Source organism: Micromonospora sp. D75 (genome assembly GCF_018070405.1).
GTDB classification, from domain to species: Bacteria; Actinomycetota; Actinomycetes; order Mycobacteriales; family Micromonosporaceae; genus Micromonospora; species Micromonospora chalcea.
In genome coordinates, this window is sequence record NZ_JAGPXV010000036.1 from 1 (window position 1) to 18,954 (window position 18,954).

The 18,954-nt window shown below is 68.3% G+C and carries 33 protein-coding genes; all 33 read left to right on the plus strand.

The features are described from left to right. The first annotated feature begins 193 nt into the window (after positions 1-193). Positions 194-1,387 (plus strand): elongation factor Tu, encoded by a 1,194-nt coding sequence (tuf, locus tag KBX39_RS04130; protein ID WP_013288635.1) that lies wholly within the window; start codon positions 194-196, stop codon positions 1,385-1,387. A 355-nt stretch (positions 1,388-1,742) separates the two neighbouring features. Beyond that, complete coding sequence (rpsJ, locus tag KBX39_RS04135) at positions 1,743-2,051, plus strand: 30S ribosomal protein S10 (protein WP_007073037.1); 309 nt, start codon at positions 1,743-1,745, stop codon at positions 2,049-2,051. Positions 2,052-2,062: 11 nt separating this feature from the next. Beyond that, entirely contained in the window at positions 2,063-2,728 is a 666-nt protein-coding gene (gene rplC, locus KBX39_RS04140) for a 50S ribosomal protein L3 (RefSeq protein WP_030501609.1), read from the plus strand. Further along, complete coding sequence (gene rplD, locus KBX39_RS04145) at positions 2,725-3,390, plus strand: 50S ribosomal protein L4 (protein WP_013288633.1); 666 nt, start codon at positions 2,725-2,727, stop codon at positions 3,388-3,390. The genes rplC and rplD overlap by 4 nt, the downstream gene beginning before the upstream one ends. Next, the gene (rplW, locus tag KBX39_RS04150) at positions 3,387-3,689 is read left to right on the plus strand and encodes a 50S ribosomal protein L23 (protein ID WP_013288632.1); all 303 of its coding nucleotides are present in this window, start codon (positions 3,387-3,389) and stop codon (positions 3,687-3,689) included. The genes rplD and rplW overlap by 4 nt, the downstream gene beginning before the upstream one ends. A gap of 12 nt (positions 3,690-3,701) precedes the next feature. After that, positions 3,702-4,541 carry a 50S ribosomal protein L2 gene (gene rplB, locus KBX39_RS04155; RefSeq protein WP_013288631.1) on the plus strand — a complete coding sequence of 280 codons (840 nt, stop codon included), beginning with the start codon at positions 3,702-3,704 and terminating at the stop codon, positions 4,539-4,541. 12 nt (positions 4,542-4,553) lie between these two features. Further along, the gene (gene rpsS, locus KBX39_RS04160; RefSeq protein ID WP_007073032.1) at positions 4,554-4,835 is read left to right on the plus strand and encodes a 30S ribosomal protein S19; all 282 of its coding nucleotides are present in this window, start codon (positions 4,554-4,556) and stop codon (positions 4,833-4,835) included. Positions 4,836-4,875: 40 nt separating this feature from the next. After that, positions 4,876-5,325, plus strand: coding sequence for a 50S ribosomal protein L22 (rplV, locus tag KBX39_RS04165; RefSeq protein WP_018784552.1), 450 nt, complete (start codon positions 4,876-4,878; stop codon positions 5,323-5,325). Beyond that, on the plus strand, positions 5,325-6,212 hold the full coding sequence (gene rpsC / locus KBX39_RS04170; RefSeq protein WP_013473694.1) for a 30S ribosomal protein S3: 888 nt from the start codon (positions 5,325-5,327) through the stop codon (positions 6,210-6,212). The genes rplV and rpsC overlap by 1 nt, the downstream gene beginning before the upstream one ends. Positions 6,213-6,215: 3 nt before the next feature. Then, positions 6,216-6,641: a 50S ribosomal protein L16 gene (gene rplP / locus KBX39_RS04175; protein ID WP_007465292.1), complete on the plus strand. Its 426-nt coding sequence runs from the start codon at positions 6,216-6,218 to the stop codon at positions 6,639-6,641. Continuing rightward, positions 6,641-6,877, plus strand: a complete 237-nt coding sequence (gene rpmC / locus KBX39_RS04180; protein ID WP_013288628.1) for a 50S ribosomal protein L29 — start codon at positions 6,641-6,643, stop codon at positions 6,875-6,877. The genes rplP and rpmC overlap by 1 nt, the downstream gene beginning before the upstream one ends. Further along, a complete protein-coding gene (gene rpsQ, locus KBX39_RS04185) occupies positions 6,874-7,149 on the plus strand; it encodes a 30S ribosomal protein S17 (RefSeq protein ID WP_030501606.1) in 276 nt (91 codons plus the stop codon). Before rpmC ends, rpsQ begins: the two co-directional genes overlap by 4 nt. Before the next feature lie 98 nt (positions 7,150-7,247). Continuing rightward, a complete protein-coding gene (rplN, locus tag KBX39_RS04190; RefSeq protein WP_007073026.1) occupies positions 7,248-7,616 on the plus strand; it encodes a 50S ribosomal protein L14 in 369 nt (122 codons plus the stop codon). Then, positions 7,613-7,933: a 50S ribosomal protein L24 gene (gene rplX, locus KBX39_RS04195; protein WP_013288626.1), complete on the plus strand. Its 321-nt coding sequence runs from the start codon at positions 7,613-7,615 to the stop codon at positions 7,931-7,933. The genes rplN and rplX overlap by 4 nt, the downstream gene beginning before the upstream one ends. Further along, a complete protein-coding gene (rplE, locus tag KBX39_RS04200) occupies positions 7,933-8,502 on the plus strand; it encodes a 50S ribosomal protein L5 (RefSeq protein WP_018784556.1) in 570 nt (189 codons plus the stop codon). The genes rplX and rplE overlap by 1 nt, the downstream gene beginning before the upstream one ends. Before the next feature lies 1 nt (position 8,503). Continuing rightward, positions 8,504-8,689 (plus strand): type Z 30S ribosomal protein S14, encoded by a 186-nt coding sequence (locus KBX39_RS04205; RefSeq protein ID WP_007073023.1) that lies wholly within the window; start codon positions 8,504-8,506, stop codon positions 8,687-8,689. A 98-nt stretch (positions 8,690-8,787) separates the two neighbouring features. Then, on the plus strand, positions 8,788-9,195 hold the full coding sequence (gene rpsH, locus KBX39_RS04210; RefSeq protein WP_013288624.1) for a 30S ribosomal protein S8: 408 nt from the start codon (positions 8,788-8,790) through the stop codon (positions 9,193-9,195). A gap of 16 nt (positions 9,196-9,211) precedes the next feature. After that, complete coding sequence (gene rplF, locus KBX39_RS04215) at positions 9,212-9,754, plus strand: 50S ribosomal protein L6 (protein WP_013288623.1); 543 nt, start codon at positions 9,212-9,214, stop codon at positions 9,752-9,754. A gap of 67 nt (positions 9,755-9,821) precedes the next feature. Then, positions 9,822-10,211 (plus strand): 50S ribosomal protein L18, encoded by a 390-nt coding sequence (gene rplR / locus KBX39_RS04220; protein WP_030501605.1) that lies wholly within the window; start codon positions 9,822-9,824, stop codon positions 10,209-10,211. A 33-nt stretch (positions 10,212-10,244) separates the two neighbouring features. Beyond that, a complete protein-coding gene (rpsE, locus tag KBX39_RS04225) occupies positions 10,245-10,859 on the plus strand; it encodes a 30S ribosomal protein S5 (RefSeq protein WP_013288621.1) in 615 nt (204 codons plus the stop codon). After that, positions 10,859-11,041: a 50S ribosomal protein L30 gene (gene rpmD, locus KBX39_RS04230; RefSeq protein WP_013473693.1), complete on the plus strand. Its 183-nt coding sequence runs from the start codon at positions 10,859-10,861 to the stop codon at positions 11,039-11,041. The genes rpsE and rpmD overlap by 1 nt, the downstream gene beginning before the upstream one ends. Beyond that, positions 11,041-11,484, plus strand: a complete 444-nt coding sequence (gene rplO / locus KBX39_RS04235) for a 50S ribosomal protein L15 (protein ID WP_018784561.1) — start codon at positions 11,041-11,043, stop codon at positions 11,482-11,484. The genes rpmD and rplO overlap by 1 nt, the downstream gene beginning before the upstream one ends. A 238-nt stretch (positions 11,485-11,722) precedes the next feature. After that, positions 11,723-13,051, plus strand: coding sequence for a preprotein translocase subunit SecY (gene secY, locus KBX39_RS04240; protein WP_043328244.1), 1,329 nt, complete (start codon positions 11,723-11,725; stop codon positions 13,049-13,051). Continuing rightward, entirely contained in the window at positions 13,052-13,705 is a 654-nt protein-coding gene (locus KBX39_RS04245) for an adenylate kinase (protein ID WP_030501603.1), read from the plus strand. A gap of 97 nt (positions 13,706-13,802) precedes the next feature. Continuing rightward, the gene (map, locus tag KBX39_RS04250; RefSeq protein WP_030501602.1) at positions 13,803-14,657 is read left to right on the plus strand and encodes a type I methionyl aminopeptidase; all 855 of its coding nucleotides are present in this window, start codon (positions 13,803-13,805) and stop codon (positions 14,655-14,657) included. 83 nt (positions 14,658-14,740) lie between these two features. After that, positions 14,741-15,259 carry a DUF1707 domain-containing protein gene (locus tag KBX39_RS04255; RefSeq protein ID WP_043330929.1) on the plus strand — a complete coding sequence of 173 codons (519 nt, stop codon included), beginning with the start codon at positions 14,741-14,743 and terminating at the stop codon, positions 15,257-15,259. Between the two features lie 232 nt (positions 15,260-15,491). Next, the gene (gene infA, locus KBX39_RS04260) at positions 15,492-15,713 is read left to right on the plus strand and encodes a translation initiation factor IF-1 (RefSeq protein WP_007073013.1); all 222 of its coding nucleotides are present in this window, start codon (positions 15,492-15,494) and stop codon (positions 15,711-15,713) included. A 92-nt stretch (positions 15,714-15,805) separates the two neighbouring features. Beyond that, positions 15,806-15,919: a 50S ribosomal protein L36 gene (rpmJ, locus tag KBX39_RS04265; RefSeq protein WP_012184307.1), complete on the plus strand. Its 114-nt coding sequence runs from the start codon at positions 15,806-15,808 to the stop codon at positions 15,917-15,919. 210 nt (positions 15,920-16,129) lie between these two features. Then, on the plus strand, positions 16,130-16,510 hold the full coding sequence (gene rpsM, locus KBX39_RS04270; protein WP_013288614.1) for a 30S ribosomal protein S13: 381 nt from the start codon (positions 16,130-16,132) through the stop codon (positions 16,508-16,510). 18 nt (positions 16,511-16,528) lie between these two features. Continuing rightward, on the plus strand, positions 16,529-16,936 hold the full coding sequence (gene rpsK / locus KBX39_RS04275; protein ID WP_013288613.1) for a 30S ribosomal protein S11: 408 nt from the start codon (positions 16,529-16,531) through the stop codon (positions 16,934-16,936). Positions 16,937-16,950: 14 nt separating this feature from the next. Then, a complete protein-coding gene (gene rpsD / locus KBX39_RS04280; protein ID WP_018784565.1) occupies positions 16,951-17,577 on the plus strand; it encodes a 30S ribosomal protein S4 in 627 nt (208 codons plus the stop codon). A gap of 95 nt (positions 17,578-17,672) precedes the next feature. Further along, positions 17,673-18,695 carry a DNA-directed RNA polymerase subunit alpha gene (locus tag KBX39_RS04285; protein WP_007073009.1) on the plus strand — a complete coding sequence of 341 codons (1,023 nt, stop codon included), beginning with the start codon at positions 17,673-17,675 and terminating at the stop codon, positions 18,693-18,695. Positions 18,696-18,729: 34 nt separating this feature from the next. Next, on the plus strand, positions 18,730-18,954 hold a 225-nt coding region (locus KBX39_RS04290; protein ID WP_247659863.1), incomplete at its 3' end, for a bL17 family ribosomal protein.

Consider the following 18,954-nt stretch of genomic DNA (forward strand, 5'->3'; position numbering starts at 1 on the left):
GGGCGGTCGCGGGAGGGTTCTCCCGCCCGCGGCCACCTCGATCGGATTGCGTGAGACCGGGCCTGTAGGCTTCATCGCCGCAGAACCCACAAAAGCTCTCCGGCCTTCCGGCCGGAAAGGCTGTCGACAGAGTCCTAAGCGCCGAACGGCGCGCCGGGGCGAACGAACCAAGAAAGTCCACAGGAGGACACCAGTGGCGAAGGCGAAGTTCGAGCGGACTAAGCCGCACGTCAACATCGGCACCATTGGTCACATCGACCACGGTAAGACGACGCTGACGGCGGCCATCACCAAGGTCCTGCACGACCAGTACCCGGACCTGAACCCGTACACGCCGTTCGACGAGATCGACAAGGCGCCGGAGGAGAAGGCCCGCGGCATCACGATCTCCATCGCGCACGTCGAGTACCAGACCGAGGCGCGTCACTACGCGCACGTCGACTGCCCCGGTCACGCCGACTACATCAAGAACATGATCACCGGTGCCGCGCAGATGGACGGCGCGATCCTGGTGGTGGCGGCGACCGACGGCCCGATGCCGCAGACCCGCGAGCACGTGCTGCTGGCCCGTCAGGTCGGTGTGCCGTACATCGTCGTGGCGCTCAACAAGAGCGACATGGTCGACGACGAGGAGCTCCTGGAGCTCGTCGAGCTCGAGGTCCGTGAGCTGCTCTCCTCGCAGGAGTACCCGGGTGACGACCTGCCGGTCGTCCGGGTCTCGGCGCTGAAGGCCCTGGAGGGTGACCCGGAGTGGACCGGGAAGCTCCTGGACCTGATGAACGCCGTGGACACCGCGATCCCGCAGCCGGAGCGCGAGACCGAGAAGCCGTTCCTCATGCCCATCGAGGACGTCTTCACGATCACCGGTCGTGGCACCGTGGTGACCGGTCGCGCCGAGCGCGGCATCCTCAAGCCGAACGAGGAGGTGGAGATCGTCGGCATCCGTGAGAAGTCGATGAAGACCACCTGCACCGGCATCGAGATGTTCCGCAAGCTGCTCGACGAGGCCCGCGCGGGTGAGAACGTCGGTCTGCTGCTGCGCGGCATCAAGCGCGAGGACGTCGAGCGCGGCATGGTCGTCATCAAGCCGGGCACCACGACCCCGCACACGGAGTTCGAGGCGACGGTCTACATCCTCTCCAAGGAGGAGGGCGGCCGGCACACCCCGTTCTTCCAGAACTACCGCCCGCAGTTCTACTTCCGGACCACGGACGTCACCGGCGTCGTCACGCTGCCCGAGGGCACCGAGATGGTCATGCCGGGCGACAACACCTCGATGACGGTGAAGCTGATCCAGCCCATCGCCATGGAGGAGAACCTGAAGTTCGCGATCCGCGAGGGTGGTCGTACGGTCGGCGCGGGTCGCGTCACCAAGATCATCAAGTGAGCTGGGTAACCCCGATTAGCGTCGCCGCCGGTCGTGCGGCATACTAGTCAGGTTGCGTAACGACAGTCGGTCGCCTGCGTCCGGTTAACGCTGGACCTCCGGGAGTCAGACTGTCTCGCGTAGGGTGGTTGATCGCCATCGGCGGTCAACCACCCTCGCGCGGCGTCCAGGTCGCGGCCCCCGCGATCGGCGCCATGACCCACCGCGTGGTCAGAGAATCGCTCCGGAGTCCCGGGGCGGAGCCTGGCCCACGGGCGCGACACGCCCGACCGCGGGGGTCGGCGGAAGTGGGCCTGTGCCAGCCGGTACAGGCGCCCGCAACACAGCGGCATCGAGAGAAGGAACAGAAGCCACCATGGCGGGACAGAAGATCCGCATCCGGCTCAAGGCCTATGACCACGAGGTCGTCGACTCCTCGGCTCGGAAGATCGTCGAGACGGTGACGCGTACCGGGGCGCAGGTCGCTGGCCCGGTGCCGCTGCCCACGGAGATCAACCGTTTCTGCGTCATCCGCTCGCCGCACAAGTACAAGGACTCGCGCGAGCACTTCGAGATGCGTACGCACAAGCGTCTGATCGACATCATCGACCCGACCCCGAAGACGGTCGACTCGCTCATGCGCCTCGACCTGCCGGCTGGCGTCGACATCGAGATCAAGCTGTAGGGACCGGACAAATGGACAGGCAAGTCAAGGGGATCCTGGGCGCCAAGCTCGGCATGACCCAGGTCTGGGACAACAACAAGGTTGTGCCCGTGACCGTGGTTCAGGCCGGCCCGTGCGTCGTGAGCCAGGTTCGTAGCGCCGACAAGGACGGCTACTCCGCGGTCCAGCTGGCGTACGGGGTCATCGACCCGCGCAAGGTCAAGAAGCCGATCGCCGGGCACTACGCCAAGGCGGACGTCGCGCCGCGCCGGCACATCGTCGAGCTGCGCACCTCCGACGCCGCGGACTACGCGCCCGGCCAGGAGGTCACGGTCGAGGAGTTCCCGGCCGGCGCCGTGATCGACGTGACCGGCAAGACCAAGGGCAAGGGCTACGCCGGCCCGATGAAGCGGCACGGCTTCCACGGTCTGCGCGCCAGCCACGGTGTCGAGCGCAAGCACCGCTCGCCCGGCTCGATCGGCGCCTGCGCGACCCCGGGTCGCGTCTTCAAGGGCACCCGGATGGCGGGCCGGATGGGTGGCGTGCGCTACACCGTCCAGAACCTGACCGTCCAGGCGGTCGACACCGAGAACAACCTCCTGCTCGTCCGCGGCGCCATCCCTGGCCCGAAGGGCGCGCTGGTCCTGGTCCGCACCGCGGCCAAGGCGAAGGTGAAGAAGGGCGGTGCGGCCAAGTGACCACCGTTGACGTGATCAACGTCGAAGGCGCCAAGAGCGGCTCCGTGGAGCTGCCGGCCGACATCTTCGACGCGCAGGCCAACATCGCCCTGATGCACCAGGTCGTGGTGGCCCAGCTCGCGGCGGCCCGCCAGGGCACGCACAAGACGAAGACCCGCGGCGAGGTCTCCGGTGGAGGCAAGAAGCCGTACAAGCAGAAGGGCACCGGTCGTGCCCGCCAGGGCTCGACCCGCGCGCCGCAGTTCGCCGGCGGTGGCGTGGTCCACGGCCCGGTGCCGCGCGACTACAGCCAGCGCACCCCGAAGAAGATGAAGGCCGCCGCCCTGCGTGGCGCCCTCTCCGACCGGGCCCGCGCCGGCCAGGTGCACGTCGTCGAGGCGTTCGTCTCGGGCGAGAAGCCGTCCACCAAGGCGGCCCTGGCCACGCTGACCAAGCTGACCCAGGCCCGTCGGGTCCTGGTCGTGCTGAGCAGCACCGACGAGCTGAACTGGGTGTCGCTGCGGAACCTGCGCAACGCGCGGGACAGCCGGGTGCACCTGATCGAGGCCGGCCAGCTCAACACCTACGACGTGCTGGTGGCCGACGACGTGGTCTTCACCAAGGAGGCCCTGGACGAGTTCCTGGGCGTTCCCGCCGAGACCACCGAGGAGGATGGCAAGTGAGCACGATCGCCGATCCGCGTGACGTCATCGTCGCGCCGGTCGTCTCGGAGAAGAGCTACAGCGAGCTGAACCGCAACTGGTACACCTTCCTGGTGCACCCGGACGCCAACAAGACCGAGATCAAGATCGCTATCCAGCAGATCTTCAACGTCCGCGTCCTGACGGTCAACACGCTCAACCGCGAGGGCAAGCGCAAGCGGACCCGTACCGGGTTCGGCAAGCGCAAGGACACCAAGCGCGCGATGGTGAAGCTGGCTGACGGTGACCGTATCGAGGCCTTCGGCGGCCCGGTCAGCTGAGGGGTGTAGACAATGGCTATCCGTAAGTACAAGCCGACGACGCCGGGCCGGCGTGGCTCGAGCGTTGCCGACTTCGCCGAGATCACCCGGTCGACGCCCGAGAAGTCGCTGCTGGCTCCGCTGCCGAAGAAGGGCGGACGCAACGCCCACGGCCGGATCACCACGCGGCACCACGGCGGCGGTCACAAGCGCCAGTACCGTCTGATCGACTTCAAGCGGGTCGACAAGGACGGCGTGCCGGCGAAGGTCGCCCACATCGAGTACGACCCGAACCGCACCGCGCGCATCGCGCTGCTGCACTACGCCGACGGCGAGAAGCGCTACATCATCGCGCCGAAGGACCTGAAGCAGGGCGACCGCGTCGAGTCCGGTCCGGGCGCCGACATCAAGCCGGGCAACAACCTGCCGCTGCGCAACATCCCGGTCGGTACCACCATCCACAACGTGGAGCTGCGTCCGGGCGGCGGCGCCAAGCTGGCCCGCTCGGCCGGCGTCGGCATCCAGCTGCTCGGCCGTGAGGGCGCGTACGCGACCCTGCGTATGCCGTCCGGTGAGATCCGGCGTGTGGACGTGCGCTGCCGCGCCAGCATCGGCGAGATCGGCAACGCCGACCAGTCGAACATCAACTGGGGTAAGGCCGGCCGTATGCGGTGGAAGGGCAAGCGCCCGACCGTCCGTGGTGTCGCGATGAACCCGGTCGACCACCCGCACGGTGGTGGTGAGGGTAAGACCTCCGGTGGTCGCCACCCGGTCAACCCGCAGGGTAAGCCCGAGGGCCGCACCCGTCGTAAGGGCCAGCCGAGCGACCGGCTGATCGTCCGCCGCCGCTACGCCACGCGTAAGCGCGGCTGAGGGAGATAAGACATGCCTCGCAGCCTGAAGAAGGGCCCGTTCGTCGACGACCACCTGCTCAAGAAGGTGGAGACGCAGAACGACAAGGGCTCGAAGAACGTGATCAAGACCTGGTCGCGCCGCTCGACGATCATCCCGGAGATGCTGGGTCACACGATCGCCGTGCACGACGGACGCAAGCACGTCCCGGTCTTCGTGACCGAGGCCATGGTCGGGCACAAGCTCGGCGAGTTCGCGCTGACCCGCACGTTCAAGGGTCACGAGAAGGACGACCGGAAGAGCCGCCGGCGCTGACGCCGCGGGCATACGGATAGAGGAACAAGGGGTTACAGCGATGCCAGGAAAGGGCGACGCTCCGGTGCTTCCGGGCGCGCGGGCGGTTGCGCGGCACGTGCGCATCTCGCCGATGAAGGCGCGCCGGGTGGTCAACCTCGTCCGCGGCCTGCCCGCGAAGGAGGCGCTCACGGTGCTGCAGTTCGCGCCGCAGGCTGCGAGCGAGCAGGTGTACAAGGTGCTCGCGAGCGCGATCGCCAACGCGGAGAACAACGAGCGGCTGGACCCCGACGCGCTGCTCGTCAGTGAGGCGTTCGTCGACGAGGGCCCGACCATGAAGCGGTTCCGGCCGCGTGCGCAGGGCCGGGCGTACCGGATCCGCAAGCGCACCTGCCACATCACCGTGGCGGTCGAGGCGGTCGCGCCGGCCGCGCCGAAGAAGTCGGCGAAGAAGGCCGCTCCGGCCAAGCCGGCCGCCGAGGAGCAGAGCACGACGGAGGGTGCCGAGTAATGGGTCAGAAGGTTCACCCGACCGGGTTCCGGCTCGGCATCTCGACCGACTGGAAGTCCCGCTGGTTCGCGGACAAGCTCTACAAGGACTACATCGGCGAGGACGTCAAGATCCGCCGCATGATGTCCAAGGGCCTCGAGCGCGCCGGCATCTCCAAGGTCGACATCGAGCGCACCCGGGACCGGGTCCGCGTCGACATCCACACCGCCCGGCCGGGCATCGTCATCGGCCGTAAGGGTGCGGAGGCCGACCGGATCCGCGGCGAGCTGGAGAAGCTCACCGGCAAGCAGGTCCAGCTGAACATCATCGAGGTCAAGAACCCCGAGTCGGACGCGCAGCTGGTCGCCCAGGGCGTTGCCGAGCAGCTGTCCAGCCGGGTCAGCTTCCGTCGGGCCATGCGCAAGGCGATGCAGTCCGCGATGAAGAACCCCGCCTGCAAGGGCATCCGGGTTCAGGTCTCGGGCCGTCTCGGCGGCGCCGAGATGAGCCGGACCGAGTTCTACCGCGAGGGCCGGGTTCCGCTGCACACGCTGCGGGCCAACATCGAGTACGGCTTCTTCGAGGCCCGTACCACCTTCGGCCGGATCGGCGTGAAGGTCTGGATCTACAAGGGCGACGCCGTCCCGGGCCGCGAGGCCCCGGCCGAGGCCGCCCCGTCGCGCGGCCCGCGCCGCGACCGTGGCGACCGGCCGGACCGGCCGCGCCGTGGCCGCTCGGGCTCGTCCGGTACGACCGCCGGTGGCACCGAGGCCGGCCGGGCTGCCGCGACCACCATCGCGCAGCAGGCGGAGACGCCGGCCGGTGAGCCGGTCGACAGCAGCGCTGTCGCCGCAGCCGCCTCGGCTCCGGTCGGTAACCAGCCGGCAGAAACGCAGCAGGAGGGCTGACAGATGCTGATGCCGCGCAAGCCCCCGAAGGGCTTCCGCAAGCCGCACCACCCGGACCGCAGCGGCGCGTCCAAGGGTGGTAACCGGGTGGTGTTCGGCGAGTTCGGGATCCAGGCTCTCGAGCCGGCGTACGTGACCAACCGCCAGATCGAGTCGGCGCGTATCGCGATGACCCGTCACATCAAGCGTGGCGGCAAGGTCTGGATCACGATCTTCCCGGACCAGGCCCTCACCAAGAAGCCGGCCGAGACCCGGATGGGTTCCGGTAAGGGTTCGCCCGAGTGGTGGGTCGCCAACGTGAAGCCGGGGCGGGTCCTCTTCGAGATGTCCTTCCCCAACGAGCAGATCGCGCGAGAGGCGATGCGTCGCGCGATCCACAAGCTCCCGATGAAGTGCCGCATTGTTACGCGCGAAGTGGGTGAATCCTGATGGCAGCGGGCGTCAAGCCCTCCGAGCTGCGTGAGCTCTCCGAGGAGGAGCTGGTCACGAAGTTGCGCGAGGCTAAGGCGGAGCTGTTCAACCTCCGCGTGCAGGCCGCAACCGGGCAGCTGGACAACAACCGGCGGCTGCAGGTCATCCGTCGGGAGATCGCCCGGATCTACACGATCATGCGTGAGCGTGAGCTGGGTCTCTCGGCCGCGCCGACTGAGGTGACTGCATCATGAGTGAGAACACCACCGCCCCCGCGCGGGCCCGCCGCAAGGTTCGCGAGGGCCTCGTGGTCAGCGACAAGATGGACAAGACCGTCGTGGTCGAGGTCGAGGACCGCGTCAAGCACGCGCTGTACGGCAAGATCATGCGCCGTACGAGCAAGCTGAAGGTGCACGACGAGCAGAACTCGGCCGGCATCGGCGACCGGGTCCTGATCATGGAGACCCGGCCGCTGTCCGCCACCAAGCGCTGGCGGCTCGTGGAGATCCTCGAGAAGGCCAAGTAGCGAAGGCTCGAGCTCGGCCGGGTCTCGGTCGGGCGCAGGTTCCGCCAGGCTCCGGCCGCCCTGAGCGGCCGGAGAACCGGCAGACATAGGAGATAGACGTGATTCAGCAGGAGTCGCGACTGCGCGTCGCCGACAACACGGGTGCCCGGGAGATCCTGTGCATCCGGGTGCTCGGCGGCTCCGGTCGGCGCTACGCGAGCATCGGCGACGTCATCGTGGCGACCGTCAAGGACGCGATCCCCGGTGCCGGTGTGAAGAAGGGCGACGTCGTCAAGGCTGTCGTCGTTCGGACCGCCAAGGAGAAGCGGCGGCCGGACGGGTCGTACATCCGCTTCGACGAGAACGCCGCCGTCATCATCAAGGACGGTGGGGACCCGCGCGGTACCCGTATCTTCGGCCCGGTCGGCCGGGAGCTGCGGGACAAGCGGTTCATGAAGATCATCTCTCTCGCGCCGGAGGTGTTGTGACCGTGAAGGTCAAGAAGGGCGACACGGTCGTCGTCATCGCCGGCAAGGACAAGGGTGCCAAGGGCAAGGTCATCGCGGCCTACCCGCGGCAGGACAAGGTCCTGGTCGAGGGCGTGAACCGGGTCAAGAAGCACACCCGTATCAGCACCACCCAGCGTGGCGCCAAGACCGGTGGCATCGTCACCCAGGAGGCCCCGATCCACGTCTCGAACGTGATGGTCCTGGACTCCGACGGCAAGCCGACCCGCGTCGGCTACCGGATCGACGACAACGGCCAGAAGGTCCGCATCGCGCGTAGCACCGGTAAGGACCTCTGATGACCACGGCTACCGAAACCAAGACCCTGCCGCGCCTCAAGGAGCGGTACCGCAACGAGGTGGTGGCCGAGCTGCAGAAGCAGTTCGAGTTCGCCAACCCGATGCAGGTGCCGCGGCTGGTCAAGATCGTCGTCAACATGGGTGTCGGCGAGGCTGCTCGCGACGCCAAGCTGATCGACGGGGCCGTTCGCGACCTGGCCACCATCACCGGCCAGAAGCCGCAGGTCCGGCGGGCCACCAAGTCCATCGCGCAGTTCAAGCTCCGCGAGGGCATGCCGATCGGCGCGAAGGTCACCCTCCGCGGCGACCGGATGTGGGAGTTCCTGGACCGGCTGCTCTCGATCGCGCTGCCGCGTATCCGCGACTTCCGCGGCCTGGACGGGCGCAAGCTCGACGGGCACGGCAACTACACGTTCGGCCTGACCGAGCAGTCGGTGTTCCACGAGATCGATCAGGACAAGATCGATCGCCAGCGGGGCATGGACATCACGGTGGTCACGACCGCCACGACCGACGACGAGGGCCGGGCGCTGCTCAAGCTCCTGGGCTTCCCGTTCAAGGAGAACTGAGATGGCCAAGAAGGCGCTGATCCTCAAGGCGGCCGCGAAGCCGAAGTTCTCGGTTCGCGCGTACACCCGCTGCCAGCGGTGCGGGCGTCCGAAGGCGGTCTACCGCAAGTTCGGTCTCTGCCGGGTGTGCATCCGGGAGATGGCCCACCGCGGTGAGCTGCCCGGCGTGTCCAAGGCTTCCTGGTAATAGCCCGGCGCGCTCCGGCGCGTCAGCTGAACTGTCTCTTCGCCGTAGGCCCCGGGCCTGGCCCGGGGAACCCCGGCGAGAAAGGTTGACGAGTTTTCATGACGATGACCGACCCGATCGCAGACATGCTCACGCGTCTGCGTAACGCCAACCAGGCGTACCACGACCGGGTGACGATGCCCTACTCGAAGATCAAGGCGAACATCGCCGAGGTCCTCAAGGCCGAGGGTTACATCGCCACCTGGTCGGTCGAGGAGCCCGAGGAGGGCGCCGTCGGCAAGCGACTGGTCGTCGAGCTGAAGTACGGCCAGAACCGCGAGCGGAGCCTGGCCGGCATCAAGCGCGTGTCCAAGCCCGGTCTCCGGGTGTACGCCAAGTCGGACGGGCTCCCGCGGGTGCTCGGCGGGCTGGGCGTGGCGATCATTTCGACGTCCCAGGGGCTGCTCACCGACCGGCAGGCCCGCAAGCGGAGCGTTGGCGGGGAAGTCCTCGCCTTCGTCTGGTAACGGGAGACAGGTAGAAATGTCGCGTATTGGACGTAAGTCGATCCCGGTGCCTGCCGGCGTCGACATCACGATCGACGGCCGGACCGTCAAGGTCAAGGGCCCCAAGGGCGAACTGAGCCACGTGCTGGCCGAGCCGATCACGGCGGAGCGGGGCGAGGACGGCGAGCTGCACGTCAACCGGCCCAACGACGAGCGCAAGGCCAAGGAGCTGCACGGCCTGAGCCGGACGCTGGTGGCCAACATGATCGTCGGCGTGACCGAGGGCTACCGCAAGAGCCTGGAGATCGCCGGCACCGGTTACCGCGTGACCGCCAAGGGCAAGGACCTGGAGTTCGCGCTCGGGTTCTCGCACCCGGTCCTCGTGCCGGCGCCGGAGGGCATCACCTTCACGGTCGAGAAGCCGACGCTGTTCCACGTGGCCGGCATCGACAAGCAGCAGGTCGGTGAGGTCGCCGCCAACATCCGGAAGATCCGCCCGCCGGAGCCCTACAAGGGCAAGGGCGTGAAGTACCAGGGCGAGGTCATCCGCCGCAAGGCTGGTAAGGCGGGCAAGAAGTGACCGCGGCCATCAACACCCGGGCGAGGTCGTCCGCCGGCCGTGAGGCCGTGAGAAAGGCAGGTAAGAAGTGAGCGCCACGCTGCTCAAGCGCCGCCGCGGCGTCGCCGCCAAGCGTGCCGTCGGGCGTGCGCGTCGGCACTTCCGGGTCCGCAAGAACGTCAGCGGCACCGCCGAGCGTCCCCGCCTCGTCGTCACCCGCTCCCTGCGGCACATGGTGGCCCAGGTCGTGGACGACACCAAGGGTCACACCCTGGCGTCGGCCTCGACCATGGACGCCTCGCTGCGCGGCGCCGAGGGCGACAAGAGCGCCCTGGCCGGCAAGGTCGGCGCCCTGCTCGCCGAGCGCGCCAAGGCCGCCGGCGTCTCGAAGGTCGTCTTCGACCGCGGTGGCAACCGGTACGCGGGGCGTGTCGCCGCGCTTGCCGACGCCGCCCGCGAAGCCGGGCTCGAGTTCTAGAAACCCCGTCACGAGAGAGAAGGAAGGCTGCTGATGCCAGGTCAACAGCGCCGTGGCGGCGGGTCCGGTGGCAACGAGGGTGGTCGCCGCGACAACCGCCGTGAGGGCGGCCGCGGAAACGCGCCCGTCGAGAAGACCCCGCACCTCGAGCGGGTCGTCGCGATCAACCGCGTCGCCAAGGTCGTGAAGGGTGGTCGTCGCTTCAGCTTCACCGCCCTGGTGATCGTGGGCGACGGCGACGGCACCGTCGGTGTGGGCTACGGAAAGGCCAAGGAGGTGCCCGCGGCGATCGCCAAGGGTGTCGAGGAGGCCAAGAAGCACTTCTTCAAGGTGCCGCGGATCGGTCAGTCGATCCCGCACCCGGTCACGGGCGAGGACGCGGCCGGTGTGGTGCTGCTCAAGCCGGCCTCCGCCGGTACGGGTGTCATCGCCGGTGGTCCGGTGCGTGCCGTGCTGGAGTGCGCGGGCATCCACGACGTGCTCTCCAAGAGCCTCGGCTCGTCCAACCCGATCAACATCGTGCACGCCACGGTGGCGGCCCTGAAGGGGCTCGAGTCCCCGGAGCAGGTCGCGGCCCGTCGTGGTCTGCCGGTCGAGGACGTCGCGCCGGCCGCCATGCTGGCGTCGCGGGCGGGGGTGGCGTCCTGATGGCACGCCTGAAGGTCACCCAGGTCCGGTCCGAGATCGGGACCAAGAAGAACCAGCGTGACTCGCTGCGTTCGCTCGGTCTCAAGCGGATCAACGACGTGGTGGTCAAGGAGGACCGGCCGGAGATCCGCGGCATGATCTTCACGGTCAACCACCTCGTGAAGGTCGAGGAGGTCGAGTAATGACGATCAAGGTGCACCACCTGCGTCCGGCTCCGGGTGCCAAGACCGACAAGACCCGCGTGGGTCGCGGTGAGGGCTCGAAGGGCAAGACCGCCGGTCGCGGTACCAAGGGTTCGAAGGCCCGGAAGAACATCTCGCCGGCGTTCGAGGGTGGGCAGATGCCCATCCACATGCGCCTGCCGAAGATGAAGGGCTTCAAGAACAAGTTCAAGGTCGTGTTCCAGGTGGTCAACCTGGACCGGCTGGCCGAGCTGTTCCCGAACGGCGGCCAGGTCGGCCCGGTCGAGCTGGTCGAGGCCGGCGCGGTCCGCAAGGGTCACCCGGTCAAGGTGCTCGGCACCGGCGACCTCGGTGGCGTGTCTCTCCAGGTCTCGGCGCACGCGTTCAGCGCGTCGGCCAAGGAGAAGATCACCGCCGCCGGTGGCTCGGTCACCGAGCTGTAAGGCGATGTTCATGGCGCCCGCTCAGTTGTTCGCAACTGGGCGGGCGCCATGGTCTACCGGCCACGTGTGCGCCGGGTAACATCGGATTCGTTTTATGTAGCCGGGCACATCTGCCCGGAGGGGGATCGGACTGTTAGAGTCCGTTCCCAGCCATGGAATCCGGGCACGCCGCCCGGCCACACCACCCCGCCCCGCCAGGATTCGTCACCGGCGGCCCGCGTCGCGCAGGAGGAAGAAGTTGCTGTCCGCCTTTCTCAGTGCGTTCCGTACGCCTGACCTGCGCAAGAAGCTGCTGTTCACAGTAGGCATCATCGCGGTCTACCGGCTGGGCGCCACGATGCCCAGCCCAGGCGTCTCGTACGGCAACGTGCAGAAGTGTCTCGACACCATCCAGGGTGGCAGCACCGGCGTGCTCAACCTGCTGGATCTCTTCTCCGGTGGCGCGCTGCTCCAGCTCTCGGTCTTCGCGCTGGGCATCATGCCCTACATCACCGCGTCGATCATCCTGCAGCTGCTGACGGTGGTGATCCCGCGCCTGGAGCAGCTCCGCAAGGAGGGCCAGGCCGGGCAGGCCAAGATCACGCAGTACACCCGCTACCTGACGCTGGGTCTGGGCGTTCTGCAGGCCTCGGCGTTCGTGGCGCTGGCCCGCTCCGGGCAGCTGTTCAACAACCAGTGCGACCAGTTCCCGATCGTGCCCCGCGGCACCGGCATCCCGGACTGGCTGACGCTGACGATCCTGGTCATGACCATGACCGCCGGCACCGGCGTGGTGATGTGGCTCGGCGAGCTGATCACCGACCGGGGCGTCGGCAACGGCATGTCCGTGCTGATCTTCACCTCGATCGCGGCCCGGCTCCCCAGTGAGGGCTGGAAGATCAAGACCACCAAGGGCTGGGGGATGTTCCTCCTCGTCATCGCCCTGGTGCTGGTGGTCATCACCGCTGTCACGTTCATCGAGCAGGCGCAGCGCCGCATCCCGGTGCAGTACGCCAAGCGCATGATCGGCCGGCGGATGTACGGCGGCACGTCGACCTACATCCCGCTGAAGGTGAACCAGGCCGGCGTCATCCCGGTCATCTTCGCCTCGTCGCTGCTCTACCTGCCGCAGCTCGCGCTCCAGTTCTTCGATCAGAACGACCCGGGCAAGGTCCAGGCGTGGATCCAGAACCACATCGTGAAGGCGAGCGCGCCGGAGCACATCGCGATCTACTTCCTGCTGATCATCTTCTTCACGTACTTCTACGTGTCGATCACGTTCAACCCGACCGAGGTCGCGGACAACATGAAGAAGTACGGCGGCTTCGTGCCGGGTATCCGCCCCGGCAAGCCGACCGCCGAGTACCTCGACTTCATCCTCAGCCGGATCACCCTGCCGGGCGCTCTCTACCTGGGCATCGTCGCGATCCTGCCGAACTTCTTCTTCATCTGGCTGGACAACCAGCAGTTCCAGAACTTCCCGTTCGGCGGCACCGCTGTGCTGATCATGGTTGGCGTCGGTCTGGAGACCGTGAAGCAGATCGAAAGCCAACTCATGCAGCGGAACTACGAAGGGTTCCTGCGGTAGATGCGACTCGTTCTGGTTGGCCCGCCGGGCGCGGGCAAAGGCACACAGGCGGAGTTCATCGCCGCTCACCTCTCGGTGCCGAAGATCTCGACCGGTGACATCTTCCGGGCGAACGTCTCCCAGGGCACGCCCCTGGGAGTCGAGGCCAAGCGGTACATGGACGCCGGCAAGCTGGTCCCGGACGAGGTCACCATCAACATGGTGCGCGACCGGCTCGCCGAGCCGGACGCGAGCGAGGGCTTCCTGCTCGACGGCTTCCCGCGGACCACGCCGCAGGCCGCCGCGCTGGACAAGCTCCTCGCCGACCTCGGCACCGCGCTGGACCTGGTCCTGGAACTGGTCGTCGACGACGACGAGGTGATCCGGCGGCTGTCCGGCCGGCGCACCTGCCGGGGCTGCGGCAAGATCTGGCACGTCGAGTTCGACGCGACCAGCCGGGAGGGCATCTGCGACCGCTGCGGCGCGGAGCTGTTCCAGCGGGACGACGACAAGCCGGAGACCATCGCCGCCCGGCTGCGCGAGTACGCCGAGAAGACCGCGCCGCTGGTCGACTACTACGGCGCCCAGGGCAAGCTGGTCGGCATCGACGCGACCGGTCCGGTGGAGGACGTCACCGTCCGCGCCATCGACGCGCTGCGCTCGTACGGCGGCTGAGGTCCCACTCGCCACCCGGCGGATAGAGTGCGAACAGCGGGGTACGTGCGACGTGCCCCGCTGCTCCGCGTACGCGCGACGAAAGGTAACCACCACCATGCGCCGTCACCAGCTGGACATCCAGCTGAAGACCCCCGAGCAGATCGAGCTGATGCGGGCCGCCGGTCTGGTCGTCGCCCGTGCCCTGCGCCGGATGCGGGAAGCGGTGGCGCCGGGCGTGTCGACGGCAGACCTGGATGCGATCGCCGAGTCGACGATCCGCGAGGCCGGCGCGGTGCCGTCCTTCAAGGGCTACCACGGCTTCCCGGCGTCGATCTGCTCCTCGGTCAACCAGCAGGTGGTGCACGCCATCCCGTCGCCGCAGCAGGTGCTGCGCGAGGGTGACCTGATCTCGATCGACTGCGGCGCGGTGCTGGACGGCTGGCACGGCGACGCGGCCGTCACGGTGCCGGTCGGCGAGGTCGACCCGGCGCTGCTGAGGATGACGGCGGTGGCCGAGGACGCGATGTGGGCCGGGATCGCGGCGGCGGCGCGCGGGGCGGCCTCGGGCAAGGGCCGGCTCACCGACATCTCCCACGCGGTCGAGAGCGCGGTCCGCAAGGGCGGCCGGTACGGCATCGTCGACGGCTACGGCGGTCACGGCATCGGCACCGAGATGCACCAGGACCCGCACGTGCTCAACCACGGGCGCCCCGGCAAGGGGCCGCGTCTGGTGCCGGGCCTGGCGCTCGCCATCGAGCCGATGATCACCATGGGTTCGCCGCGTACGGTCGAGCTGGCCGACGGCTGGACCGTGGTGACCCGGGACGGCTCCATGGCGGTGCACGTGGAGCACTCGATGGCGCTGCTGGACGACGGCGTGTGGGTGCTGACCGCCGAGGACGGCGGACGGGGTCGCCTGGGCGACCTGGTGACCGCCCGGCAGACGTCTGTCGACTCTCCGGCGGTCTGAGCGGGCGCACGCCCGTCCCGGGCGCCGTGCTGCGGGCCTGGCGGCCGGATGACATGCTTGCTCCCATGGATGAGCGCAACCGGATGCGGGCGGCCGACGCGGACCGGGAGGCCACCGCGGATCGTCTCCGGGCGGCGCTGAACGAGGGCCGGCTCGACCTGAACGAGTACGACGAGCGGCTGCGCCGGGCGTACGGGGCGAAGACCTACGGCGAGCTGGACGAGCTGCTGACCGACCTGCCCGGTTCCCGGCCGGCGGAGACTTCGCTGCCGGCTCCGCGCACGGCCGGGAAGAGCCCGGCGGTTGATCGGGACCAGGCGGCCGTGAGCACGCGCAGCGTCTGGCTGCTGGGGGTGTGGGGGCCCTGGCTGAAGGTGGCCCTGATTCTCACCGCGATCTGGTTCGTCTCCCAGCTGGGTGAGGGCGAGTTCGACGACTACTGGCCGATCTGGGTGCTCGGCCCGTGGGGCGCCGTGGTGCTCTACCAGACGATCCAGGGGCTGGCGCACGGCGCGCCGGAGAAGGACGCGGAGCGCCGGCGGCGCAAGCAGGTCGAGCGGGAGGCGCGCCGCCGGGCGAAGCGGGAGCTGCCGGAGACGTGAGCTGCGTCATATTCACGCCCTGCGGGTGACGGTCCCGCCGGTCGGTTTGGCGAGCGCGCGCGGGTCGGCGTACACTTTCAGATCGGCGCACAGCGTCCACTCCGCCATGCCCACCCTGCGCTTCGGTGGGAGTCGGAGCCGCGGCTGGCGCGGGTTTCCTGATCTTGGTCAGTTCTCCCGTGTAAGACGTTGTGGGCCGTCCGGAGTAACCGACGTCAGGACAGCGGAGGACATGCCGAAAAAAGACGGAGCCATCGAGATCGAGGGTCGGGTCATCGAGCCCCTGCCGAACGCCATGTTCCGGGTGGAGCTCGCGAACGGTCACAAGGTGCTGGCTCACATCAGCGGCAAGATGCGGCAGCACTACATCCGCATCCTGCCGGAGGACCGGGTCGTCGTCGAACTCTCGCCGTACGACCTGACCCGCGGGCGCATCGTCTACCGCTACAAGTAAGCCTGACGGCGGCCGGGACGTTCCCGTGTCCGTCTTCGACGTCCGGGTCGCGCTGCGTCGCGCCTCCGGGCCAGATGGGAAGTAAGGCAACCGTGAAGGTCAAGCCGAGCGTCAAGAGGATCTGCAACAAGTGCCGGGTGATCCGCCGGCACGGCCGGGTCATGGTCATCTGCACCGACCCGCGCCACAAGCAGCGCCAGGGCTGACGCCCCACACATCACCAACTCGTCCCAGCCGCGGTCGGGCGCGCAGCGCGTACCCCCTCGTGGTTGACCCCCGGTCGGAGGCCGGGGCCCGCTCGGGCAGCGACCCGTCCCGGTCGCCGGCGTTCGTCGCCGGAAGGACAGGGACGGTCGGGTAGCGGGGTGGGACGGGTCCACACCTCCGCCACAACATCACGAGGAGTACGCCCGCACATGGCACGTCTAGTCGGCGTGGATCTCCCCCGCGAGAAGCGGATGGAGATCGCGCTCACCTACATCTTCGGGGTCGGTCGCACCCGCGCCCTGGAGACGCTCGCCGCGACCGGCATCTCGCCGGACAAGCGCGTTCGGGACCTCACGGACGAGGAGCTCGTCGAGCTCCGGAACCACATCGAGGGCAACTACAAGGTTGAAGGCGACCTGCGCCGCGAGGTCGCCGCTGACATCCGCCGCAAGGTCGAGATCGGCTGCTACGCCGGTATCCGGCACCGCCGCGGTCTGCCCGTGCGTGGCCAGCGCACGAAGACCAACGCGCGGACCCGGAAGGGCCCGAAGCGGACCGTGGCCGGCAAGAAGAAGCCCGGCAAGAAGTAACTAGGAGCGCACAGACTTATGCCACCGAAGGCTCGTGCCGGAGCCGCCGTCAAGAAGGTCCGGCGCAAGGAACGCAAGAACGTCGCCCACGGGCAGGCGCACATCAAGAGCACCTTCAACAACACCATCGTGTCCATCACGGACCCGACCGGTGCGGTCATCTCCTGGGCCTCCTCCGGCCAGGTCGGCTTCAAGGGCTCCCGCAAGTCGACTCCGTTCGCCGCGCAGCTCGCCGCCGAGGCCGCCGCGCGCCGCGCGATGGAGCACGGCATGCGCAAGGTCGACGTGTTCGTCAAGGGCCCCGGCTCCGGCCGGGAGACCGCCATCCGTTCGCTGCAGGCAGTGGGCCTCGAGGTCGGGCAGATCTCCGACGTCACGCCGCAGCCGCACAACGGGTGCCGTCCGCCGAAGCGTCGCCGGGTCTGAGAGGTTAGAGAGAGATGGCTCGTTACACCGGTGCTGACTGCCGCCGTTGCCGGCGGGAGAAGATGAAGCTGTTCCTCAAGGGCAGCAAGTGCGATGGCCCGAAGTGCCCGTTCGAGTCCCGGCCGTTCCCGCCCGGGCAGCACGGCCGCGGCCGCACGAAGGAGACGGAGTACCTGCTCCAGCTTCGTGAGAAGCAGAAGGCCCGTCGTGTCTACGGCGTGCTGGAGAAGCAGTTCCGCGGCTACTACGAAGAGGCCGTGAGCAAGGAGGCCAAGACCGGCGAGGTCCTGCTGCAGATCCTCGAGTCGCGGCTGGACAACGTGGTCTACCGGGCCGGCTATGCCAAGTCCCGGGACATGGCCCGCCAGCTGGTCAAGCACGGCCACTTCACGGTGAACGGCAAGAAGGTCGACATCCCGTCGTACCGCGTCAAGGAGCACGACATCGTCGAGGTGCGTGCCAAGAGCAAGGAGCTCACCCCGTTCCTCGTGGCGCAGGGTGAGGCCGGCTCGCGGACCGTTCCGGCGTGGCTGGAGGCGATCCCGAGCCAGCTGAAGATCCTCGTGCACTCGCTCCCGGCCCGCCAGGTGATCGACACCCAGGTCCAGGAGCAGCTGATCGTCGAGCTCTACTCCAAGTAAGGGCTCGTTGCGGTGGCCCGTCCTCCGGGGCGGGCCACCGGAACAGTTGTGTCGTGGGCGTCAAATAGCGGGCGCCCCGGAAGAGAAGAGAAAAGATGCTCATCAGCCAGCGACCGTCTCTCTCCGAAGAGTCGATCAACGAGACCCGCTCCCGGTTCACCATCGAGCCGCTGGAGCCCGGCTTCGGCTACACGCTGGGCAACTCGCTGCGGCGTACGCTGCTGTCCTCCATCCCCGGTGCGGCGGTCACCTCGATCAAGATCGACGGTGTGCTGCACGAGTTCACCACGATCCCCGGGGTCAAGGAGGACGTGGTCGAGCTCGTCATGAACATCAAGGAGCTGTGCGTCAGCTCCGAGCACGACGAGCCGGTCAGCATGTACCTGCGCAAGCAGGGCCCGGGCGACGTGACCGCCGGTGACATCCAGCCCCCGGCCGGTGTCTCGGTGCACAACCCGGACCTGAAGCTCGCCACCCTCAACGGCAAGGGCCGGCTCGACATGGAGCTGACCGTCGAGCGGGGTCGCGGCTACGTCACCGCGGCGCAGAACAAGCAGGCGGGCGCCGAGATCGGCCGGATCCCGGTCGACTCGATCTACTCGCCGGTGCTCAAGGTGACGTACCGGGTCGAGGCGACCCGTGTCGAGCAGCGGACCGACTTCGACCGGCTGATCATCGACGTCGAGACCAAGCCGTCGATGGGCCCGCGTACCGCGCTGGCCTCGGCCGGCTCGACGCTGGTGGAGCTGTTCGGGCTCGCCCGTGAGCTGGATGAGACCGCTGAGGGCATCGACATCGGGCCGTCCCCGCAGGACGCCCAGCTGGCGGCCGACCTGGCCCTGCCGATCGAGGAGCTGGACCTGACCGTCCGCTCCTACAACTGCCTCAAGCGCGAGGGCATCAACTCCGTTGGTGAGCTCATCGGGCGTACCGAGGCCGACCTCCTCGACATCCGCAACTTCGGCCAGAAGTCGATCGACGAGGTCAAGATGAAGCTCGCCGGGATGGGCCTGGGGCTGAAGGACTCGGCTCCGAACTTCGACCCGGCGCACGTCGTGGACGCCTTCGGTGAGGCGGACTACGACACCGACGACTACCGCGAGACCGAGCAGCTCTAGTCCGCGCTGCCGCCACACCTGAGGAGCACCAAGCATGCCCACGCCCACCAAGGGCCCCCGCCTCGGCGGCAGCCCCGCGCACGAGCGGCTGATGCTGGCCAACCTGGCCACCGCGCTGTTCCAGCACGGCAAGATCCAGACCACCGAGACGAAGGCCCGGCGGCTGCGTCCGCTGGCCGAGCAGCTCATCACCAAGGCCAAGCGCTGCGATCTCGCCTCGCGTCGCCGGGTGCTGGGCGTCGTCAAGGACCAGGAAGTG